Genomic DNA, 9,032 nt, shown 5'->3' with positions numbered 1-9,032 from the left:
ACAGCGCCCGATCTGGGCTGAGTTTGAGAACCGCCGGCGTTCCGTCCGGCCATTGGCAGCGCAAGACGACAGAGGAGGCTCCACTCTCGAACAGCTCACGGAGCATCAAACCCCACCGCGCGGCCAGCCGCGCAGCGAGGTTCGAACCCTGAGCGAGCCCCCCCTCCGCCTCGGGGCCGAATCGACCAACCAACCGCGCGTCGATCTCTCCCATATTCATCCCGGTAGCTTGCACCCCGAACTGCCGCCGTGCACACGCATATCGACGTCGCTCCGTGGGAGGCGGAGCCGTTTCGGGGAACGATCACCAGGCACCTGGGAAATGACCTCGAGTGAGCCGGGAAGCCACAGGACGGCGGCGCTCGTGAACGCCCCATAGTCGGGCAGTCGCCTCTGCGGTCAGCGTGGTCGTCCTGGTTGTGGATGATCAGGGTTCCGCGCGGTTTTGCTCAACGTAGGATGAGACACTCGATCCCGAGACACATGCAGTGCTCACATAACGGCGCGGGTGTTGCACCCGTCCCGGTCCGCGTCGGTCCAGTGACGGAACTTGGTCCGCTCGTATCCGGTGCGGCTCTCCTCCGCGACCGGCAGCGTTTCGACCGCCGCATGCAAGGTGGTGGTGACGACATCCCCCGGCGCGGATGCCGCTGCCGGACCGGCCTGGGCGGGAACAGCGGACAGGGACACGACAGCGACCGCACTCAGAGCAGCGGTCAGGAAAGCACGCAGACGCATGGGCTCTTCTCCAAGGGAACAGGCGGGATGATCAGCATGAGAACGAGCAGACCGCTCCCTCGGAAACGCCGCCTTTCCGCCTCCCGCACCCTTGTGCCACACGTCCCTCAAAAGCCGCAGAAACGTTAAAGTGCCCGTGCACCTGCGACGTTGTGACCTACGCCCAATGAGCCGTGCAGATAATGCGGGTGTTGCAGCCGTCGGACTTCACCGCGCCGGCGTTCCAGTGCTTGAACGCGGTGCGGGTGTAGCCGTCACGGCTCTCACCGGCCACGGGGAGGCGGTGCACGGCGTCGGCCAACGTGGTGGTCTCGGCGGGGGCAGCGGCCTGTGCCGGAGCCGGAACAAAGAGGGGGGTCAGGGACAGACTGAGCGCGGCAAGGCCGCGGGCGAAGTTCTTGATCACCCCGGCAGGCTGACCGGCTGCGCGCGTGTGTGCCGGGGATTGGCAGAAGTCTCAGCCGAGTGGGGGAAGAACGTCACCGGAGAAACGTTGCGCTGATGTGAGCGACGGCTGCCCGCGTCCTGGCGGCAGCCCGTTCAGGACTTCCGGTTGCTGTGCTTGTCCGGGCAGGAGTCAGGTGTGTTCGTCCAGACGAGCCGAGCGTGGCGCCATGGGGTGGCTGGCGTAGGTGTCGGCGGAGTCGGCGGGGCTGGCTGCTTCGGCGGCTTTGGCCTGGGCGTAGTAGTGCGGGTCAGGGTTGCGGCGGCGGTGGCCGGTCTGGTCGGTGAGCTTGTGCCGTACCTCCGGGGCCCGGGGGGCGGGCCAGATCTGTACGAGGTGTTCCTCGGGCTGCGCATCCGGGGTGTGGATGGTGTCGCGGCCGCGGGCGTGGAAGCGGAAGCGCCACCACTGGTAGTCCTCGTCGTCTGCGGGCAGCGGAACGTCGACGACGTCGTCGGGGAGCGGATCGCCTGCCATGGGGCCCTGGCCGGAGAAGTACATGCTGACTTCGACGGTCTCGTCCCAGCCGCCGGTGTCCAGGGGCGGTTGGCTGTCCTGGATGTCGAAGGTGACCTCGAGGGTGCCGTGGGGGGTGCCGGTCATCACGCTGGCGTAGGTGCCCTCGGCGTTGACGGTGACGAGCCCGTTGCCGGCCCGGGTGTCGTCGATGCTCTCCTCGGGCGCCTCGGCGTCGGTGTCGAACAGGACGAACTGGTGGTGCGACACGGGAACCTGCATAGCCTCGGCTCTCCTTCGGCGTTGACTGCCACAGCGGACGGGAGTCTCGTGGTGGCCGTGCCCAGTGCGCCGGGCACGGCCACCACGAAAACTGCCTACACGATGGCCGCCCGGGCCGTCACACGCTCACCCAGAACGCATCACGGTGCACGATCCGCTCCTTCTTGTGGAAGGTCGTGACCCGGCCGCCCTGCTTGTTCTGTTCCTCCTCGGGCACCCAGGCGGTGCCGCGGCTGTTTGCGGGCACATGGTGGCCGCCCTCGCGGGTGGTGGCGAAGGGGTACTCGTCGCACGACAGGCCCGGCCGCGGCGGGGTCTGCCCGCGCGGGCAGACCTTGTTCCGGTTGTCGGTGATGGCCTGCTGGTCCGCTTCGCGGTGCAGCGGCTTGCCGGAGCCGATCCGCCCGTAGTGGCCGCCGCCCGACTGCACCTTGCGGATGTTCTTGGCGATCTCCGGGAGCGTCCGCATCGTCGTCATCACCGGGATGAAGGTGTGGAACGCACAGCCCGCGCTGAGGGTGCGGCGGGTGTGCTGCCGGTTCCAGAACGTGTCGTCACAGCGGAAGGGCACCGACCGGTAGTTGAACCCGCCCGGGCTGTAGCCGGGCTTGGTGAAGGTGAACACGTACTTCGCCGACGTGTTGTCCTTCTTCAGCTTGGCGACCTTGTCCTGGTAGTTGACCTTCCCCGAGAACTCCCGGCCGAGCTTGCGGCCGCGCGGGAAGCGGTTGTCGGGCTTGCACTTGCCGCCGCACGTCACCTTCAGCCTGACCGTCACACCGGAGGCGTTCACCAGCCGCGCCTTGCCGATCTTGACGCTCTCCGACCACTTCAGCGACTTCTGCTTCAGCGTCATCTTGTGCGTGATGTCGAACTTCGCGTTCCCCACCGGACGGCCGTTGCGCAGCAGCGTCACCGTGGCGCCCACCACGATGCAGCTCTGGTAGCGGGTGTAGTAGGCCTTGCCCCGCTCGCACGGCACCGCCGCCCGCGCCTGCGTGGCCGGCACAGGCTGCGCGGTGCCCACCGACACGCGCAGCGACAACTCCTGCGCCCTCGGCGCGGCCTGTGCCGCCGACACCAGTCCCCCCGTCAACGCAAGCACCACCACACCTGTAGCGGCACCGCGCGTCCATCTGCGTAACACTGGCGAATCCCCTCCCCGCCGTGCACACCGAAGGCGCCCCGTGCACCTCAATGGCAACGGCAGGTAAGCGACGCTACGAGCTTCAGATTCTCCGCTTCAGCACATTCCTTTTGCGCGGCCGAATCTCTGCCCGGTATGGCATGTTCCGGGTGCTTCCCTCCTGTAAGCGTCAAGGCCACGGACGACTGAACACCCGGGGCGCTGCGAACTCCGGAGTCTGCAAGGCGCGTCTGCCGCGGTGTGACCTCTCTCCTCGCCCATCGGACCGTCCCTGGCATGGCCCAGAGCATCGTGGAACCCGCTGACGCGGAGACCGCGCTGGCCGTGGCCTCTCGCCTGATTGCCCGGAACAATCTGTCCGGCCCCTCAGCCCCGTACCGGATGTCTGGCGAGGACGGCGCCGCTTGAGGTGAGGTACGTCCGCGCCCTGCTAGGGCAAACGACGGGCTACCCCCTGACGTCGGCCCAGACCAGTGTTCCCGGGAAATCGGTGTCCATATCGATGGCCCGCCACTGATCACCTTCACCCATGACTGCGATCCACGGGGGCGGGGATGCCAGGGCGTTTCCCGTGATGTCGAGCACGGCCGAAAGGGATGCCCACCCCGGGCCTTCGTACCAGCGGTAGCCGGTCTCCTCGATGTCCCATGACCCGAGATGCCCTGTCTGGGTGTCGACGACGAGCTGCATTTCGCCCAGCGCGCCGATGGGCACGATCAGGCGGCTGTCGTCCGAGCCGTAATGATCGTTCTCCAGCTTGTACGTGAGCGTTCCAAGGTGATCGTCAGCGATGTGCTTGACGCTGTAGAGCGCGTACGTGCGCGGGATGACATCGGTGAGCCCCGACCCGTTGTGCCGTAACAGCGACTGCTCAACGTCCTTGGGCAGCCGCACGCCGAGCACGCTGTGGAGGTCGTCCAGCTCGGAGCGGGTACACGGCCCCGGCAGAGGCTGTTCTTGCGGAGCGTACTGGTCCAGCCAGCGTTCGATCTTCTCCCACGACTCATCCACCGACACTCGAGTCCTCCGCTCGCCGACAGACCGGCACCATCCAGGCAATCATCAGATGCGTACCTACGGGCACGGGTTGGCCAGCACTCCCTGGCCGGTGTGCTTGCCCTCGTACATGGCGGTGTCCACCGCTGATCTTGCAGTTCATGCCGACTTTCCTCCTGCCGGGCCCTGTGCAGCACCGCGGCGCGGGAAGTCGGCCTGGTTGGCACCGCTAGACGTGAGGAGCCCCGGCTGGACAGGGAAGAGCAGCCGGGGCCATGAGACGGCATCGGAGGGCGCCCGCCTCGGCGAAAGGCTGACGCTTTCACTCCGTTCGCTGCAGGTGATTGTGAGGCCGATAGCCTAGTTGCGGCGGCGCCGTTGCCACCACACCACGGCGACCAGAATTACAATGGCGAGGCCGATGAATACCACAAGGTCGGTCGTACTGCTGACCTCATAGACGCCGCGAGCCGTGGGTGGCCCCGAATTCAGCATGCAACACCTCTGTCAATGCCTTGTGAGACCCGCAGGGTCCCACATGTCTCGGTCCTAACGGTGCTTGAACTGCTTGTAGCGGATAACTGCTATCCCGGCTCCGGGTGCCAGGAGGATGAGTGGTGCGGTGAGTGACGCCCCGAGCGATCCCCCGGTGAGGTAAGAGATGAAGAACCACACCAGGTAGAGGACTAGCAGGACAATGAGCAGTTGGGTCATCGCACGACGAAGACCTGGACGCTCAGGGGGCTCATGCATCATTGATCATCCTGTTTCTCCACACACCTCAAGGGCTCAACGGCTTCAGCCTGGAGAACTGCGGTAATTCACCGCTGTCTCCTTCGCCTTCCGGCGATGACTACAGCAACGCCTCCGCAGACGGCTCCGCCGATTCCGCAGGCGATAATAAGAGTGAGATCCATCGCCAGCCTTCCACTGGGCCATGGCCTCCCAGCCATGTGCTGCGAACATCACGGTGAGTACTAGGTGAGGTCATTCCATAGGTAGGTGGCCGCGCCCGTGACGGCACCCCCAAGGCCCCAGTGGCCGCACCGATCCCGCATCCGACCAAGGCGCCGGGGCCAGTCCAGATACTCCCTACGGCCCCCGAAGCGCAGCCGCCTGCGGCGCCGATAAGGGTGCCTCCGATCGTGTCCTTCAGGAACCCTCCCAGAGAGAACAGCCCGCTCGGGTCAATGCGGTTGACGGGGTCGCCTTCGGCGTAGAGATAGGGATTCTTTTCCTGGCCGGAGGGGTCGGGCTGGGTGAAGCGGGTCATTGCAAGTCGTAAGTGGTACAGGCCGGCAGAGCATCGGTAGCCGCCTGCGAAACTGTAGGCTGGGAGGAAACCCCACTCCGAGGTCGCTACGCACTTCACACGGCCCGCATGCCGTCCTCTCAGGTAGCAGCCTGAGAGGACGCATCACAGTCTGCGGTCCAGGTGCACTCCAAGCGTTCAGCGTTTGGTCTTAGACCAACGGTGAAGCATCATGGAAAGCAATACTGCGCCGCTGACAAGCGCCAGAATACCGGCCCCTAACAGCGCATAGTTGTCGCCCCGCGCCCCTAAGATTGTACACAGAGCCCCAAATGCCATCCCCACAACTATGATTATGGTGAACTTGCTTTCAGGTTTGGTTGGCATCACTTCTCCTTGCGATGACCTTCCGGGCAGCATCGAATCACGCTGCCCGGAAGGTCATTGTCTGCTCTCAGTCAGGATGCGTTCGATGCGGTCCGTTGCACGTCACCCGTAGGACATTATGTCTGCATTCATGTAAGCCGCTCCTGCGCCTACGGCGCAGGAGAAGGTACCAGCGGCTATCGTGCCGGGCGTGCCAAAGAATCCGGTCGCCGCTGTGAGAACGCCGGACTCACCTGCTGCCCCAATGCCGGCCAAACAGCCGGAGACTCCGGTTACTACCTTCTCCCCGATGTCAAGGACGTCGGAGAAGCTGAACAGGCCGGTGGGGTCGATGCGGTTGACGGGGTCGCCTTCGGCGTAGAGGTAGGGGTTCTTCTCCTGGCCGGAGGGGTCGGGCTGGGTGAAGCGGGTCATGTGCGGGTCGTAGTAGCGGGCCGCGAAGTGGTACAGGCCCGTGGGGTCCTGGTAGCCGCCCGCGAAGCGGTAGGGCTGGGAGACCTTCTCCGAGGTCGCCGCGCGTTCCACACCGCGGGGGCTGTAGCTGTAGGAGTTGACCTTGGTGCCGGACTCGTCGGCGAGCGCGACGACCGAACCGAGCGCGTCGGTGAGGTAGTAGTACGACTTGCCCCCGGTCGTCATGGAGTTCAGCGTGCCCCCGGGCTCCCGGTTGAATCCCATGTCCACACCGCCGGTGCTCTTCGCCGACAGCCCCAGAGGGCCGTTGTGGAAGAAGGTGTCCCCAAGCCGGATACGTTCGCTCTGGTCGGTGGAGCCGTACTGACCCTCGTACGTCTTGCCGCCGACGGTGATCGAGGTCAGCTGGCTGAAGTCGGACCACTGCTCGCCGGTGCGGGTGCCCTCGAGGCTTGAGGCTCCTGCGGTTTCGTTTCCGGCCGCGTCGTAGGACCAGTTGGTGCTGTCGCCGTTCTTCGCGGTGATCTGCTGGGCGTCGTTGATCGTGAATGTGCTGTCGCTGGGGCAGCCCTTGCCGGTGCCCTGAGAGGTGAGGTTTCCTGCCTGGTCGAAGCAGTACTGCCAGGAGTAGGTGGGCGTGTCGCCCTTCTCCTCCTTGGCGTAGGAGAAGCGGCCGGCGCTGTCGTAGGTGTAGCTGGTCTTCAGGTCAGTGACGGCGTCCGTGCGGGTGCGGATCTTCGTGCTGTCCTTGCCCGCGTTCTTATAGTCGTAGGTCAGGTCGACCAGGGTGCCCTTGGGCGAGGTGGCTTTGATCTTCTCGGGGCGGCTGGACTTGTCCGGGGTGACCGTCTGCACCGTCTCGCCGGGGTAGGTGGTCTTGGTGCGGATGTCGTTCTGGTTGTACTCGTACGTGGTGGTCCTGCCCGCCGGATCCTTCAGCTTGACAAGCTTGTTGACCTTGTTCCAGATGTAGTCGGTGACCCCGGCCGGGTCCTCATAGGTCTCCACGTTACCCGCGGGCGTGTACGTCAGCTTGGTCTGCGAGCCGTTCTGCAGGGTGCGGACCGTCTCCCGGGACAGCGGGTCGAAGGCGTACTTGATCACGCCGGTGCCGTCCGAGCGCTGGGTGAGGTTGCCGTCGCCGTCGTAGGAGTACACCACTGTGGCCTTCGACGACGAGGTCACCTTGGTGATCCGGTCGCGCTCGTCATACTCGTACACCGTCTTGATGCCGCGCCCGTCCGTGACCGTCTCCGGGCGGCCGAGGGCGTCGTAGGTGTAGGTGGTGGGCTTCAGCGGGGCGGGCGGGGTGGCCTTGAGCAGGTTGCCCTTGTCGTCGTAGCGGAACGACGTGGACACCGACTTGGAGGCGGACATCGTCGTCGTCGCCTTGCAGCGCTGGCCCTCGAAGCCGCCGCAGTCGGGGCTGGCATCGTTGTAGTCGTAGGTGCGCTTGCCGCCGCCCGTGCCGGTGACCGCGACGGACTTGGTGTTGCCCGCCGTGTCATAGGTGAAGTCGGTCTTCTCGTCGTCGGCGCTGGTGAAGGACTTCGGCAGGTCCGTGCCCGCGATCGTCTGGTAGCCGGACAGGGATGCCGTAGCGCCGGTGGGCAGCTTTGCGGAGGTCGGGTTGTTGCGGCTGTCCCAGCCGTAGGCGGTGACGTTGCCGCCGCTGCTACCGGTGCCCATCGCGTCCGTCGCCGTCTCGATGTTGTGGTTCGCGTCGAAGGTGCGAGAGCGGGAGCGGTCCAGGGCGTCGGTGACCTTGGTGACGCCGCCGTCCTTGTTGTGCTCGTACTTCGTGGCGTGCTGCTCGGGATCGGTGACCGTCGTCGTGCCCGCCGCGGAGGAATCCTTGGCGGAATAGGCGTAGGTGTAGGTAGGGCCGGTGTGGCCGTCGCCGCCCGTCTGGGTGGCCCGGAGCATGGAGGTGACGCGGTTCTCGGCGTCGTAGGTGAAGACCGTGACCCGGCCCTCCGGGGTGGTGATCTTGTTCAGGCGGCCGGAGGAGTCGTACCCGAAGCGGGTCGTCTTCCCTTCGGTGTCGGTGGTCTTGACCAGGTCTCCGTCTTCGTTGAGGTCGAAGACCGCGGTGCGGCCGGTGTGATCCTTCGCCTGCCACTGGTTGCCGTACGTCTTGACCAGGTCCACCCACCGCCCGGAGCGGGTCTCGGTGACCTTGAAGCCCTTGTGCTCCTCGCCCTTGTCGTGCTGGTCGACGGTGATGGTGCCCTTGTTCTTGTCCGTGACCTTGGTCAGGGTGCCGTGCTCGTCGTAGGTGTCCTTCACCCCCGACTTGCGGCTGGTGAGGGTGTAGGTGCCGTCAGTGTTCTTCTTCAGGTCCTTGGAGTAGCCCTTGGGCGTGGTGAAGGTGCCGTCGGCCTTCTTGTCGAAGCGGACCGCGTCGCCGGTGGCGTCGTACACCACCACCTCGTCATCGAGGACTTGAAGGTAGCGCTCGTACTCCTGCCACCACCGCTGAGACACCTTCCCCCAGGGCGCGTCGAAGGAGTTGTACGTCCGTGCCAGGCGCAGCTTCTGGCCCACGCCGACGACGTCGAAGTCGGTGGCGGCGAGCATCAGGTTGCCGTTGGAGAGGTTGATCCGCGCCACCAGGGAGTCGGTGATACGGAAATCGGATACCTCGTGCCAGGGCACCGCGCCCTGGCCCTCGGGCACATAGGCGGGCACTTCACCCCGGATGCGGGGCGATGCCTTTGCCGTCTCGCCGGTGCGCGCCCGTTCCTTCTGCTGGGCCCGCCAGGCCGCCTGCTCCGGCGAAGGCTCTCCCTCCGGCTCCGGCACCACCGGCTTGGTCTCGCCAACCTTCACCGCCGGGATGGCGAAGGGCTCCTTGGGCTTGCCCCACACCGACGTCGGACCGGGGCCTGGCGGTGCCGGGGCCGCCAGCGCGG

General features: G+C 65.7%; 7 protein-coding genes and 1 pseudogene. All 8 read right to left on the bottom strand.

Going from position 1 to position 9,032, the window contains the following annotated elements:
* Positions 1–214 (bottom strand): annotated as a pseudogene (locus IG78_RS50790) (aminoglycoside phosphotransferase family protein); the annotation flags it as partial.
* 278 nt (positions 215–492) lie between these two features.
* The gene (locus tag IG78_RS50785; protein ID WP_030573596.1) at positions 493–738 is read right to left on the bottom strand and encodes a hypothetical protein; all 246 of its coding nucleotides are present in this window, start codon (positions 736–738) and stop codon (positions 493–495) included.
* 157 nt (positions 739–895) lie between these two features.
* Entirely contained in the window at positions 896–1,144 is a 249-nt protein-coding gene (locus tag IG78_RS0138680) for a hypothetical protein (protein WP_030573593.1), read from the bottom strand.
* A gap of 171 nt (positions 1,145–1,315) precedes the next feature.
* A complete protein-coding gene (locus IG78_RS44610) occupies positions 1,316–1,921 on the bottom strand; it encodes a hypothetical protein (protein ID WP_030573590.1) in 606 nt (201 codons plus the stop codon).
* Positions 1,922–2,039: 118 nt separating this feature from the next.
* A complete protein-coding gene (locus tag IG78_RS0138670; RefSeq protein ID WP_159398283.1) occupies positions 2,040–3,017 on the bottom strand; it encodes a NucA/NucB deoxyribonuclease domain-containing protein in 978 nt (325 codons plus the stop codon).
* Positions 3,018–3,515: 498 nt separating this feature from the next.
* Complete coding sequence (locus IG78_RS0138660; RefSeq protein ID WP_030573585.1) at positions 3,516–4,085, bottom strand: SMI1/KNR4 family protein; 570 nt, start codon at positions 4,083–4,085, stop codon at positions 3,516–3,518.
* Between the two features lie 832 nt (positions 4,086–4,917).
* The gene (locus tag IG78_RS52495; protein ID WP_430739067.1) at positions 4,918–5,337 is read right to left on the bottom strand and encodes an RHS repeat-associated core domain-containing protein; all 420 of its coding nucleotides are present in this window, start codon (positions 5,335–5,337) and stop codon (positions 4,918–4,920) included.
* Between the two features lie 468 nt (positions 5,338–5,805).
* Entirely contained in the window at positions 5,806–8,949 is a 3,144-nt protein-coding gene (locus IG78_RS0138650; protein ID WP_225882400.1) for an RHS repeat-associated core domain-containing protein, read from the bottom strand.
* Positions 8,950–9,032: the final 83 nt, after the last annotated feature.

The organism is Streptomyces aureocirculatus (assembly GCF_000720475.1).
GTDB lineage: Bacteria > Actinomycetota > Actinomycetes > Streptomycetales > Streptomycetaceae > Streptomyces > Streptomyces aureocirculatus.
The sequence above is the reverse complement of the archived record's forward strand: the minus strand, read 5'-3'. Positions and strand labels throughout refer to the sequence as shown.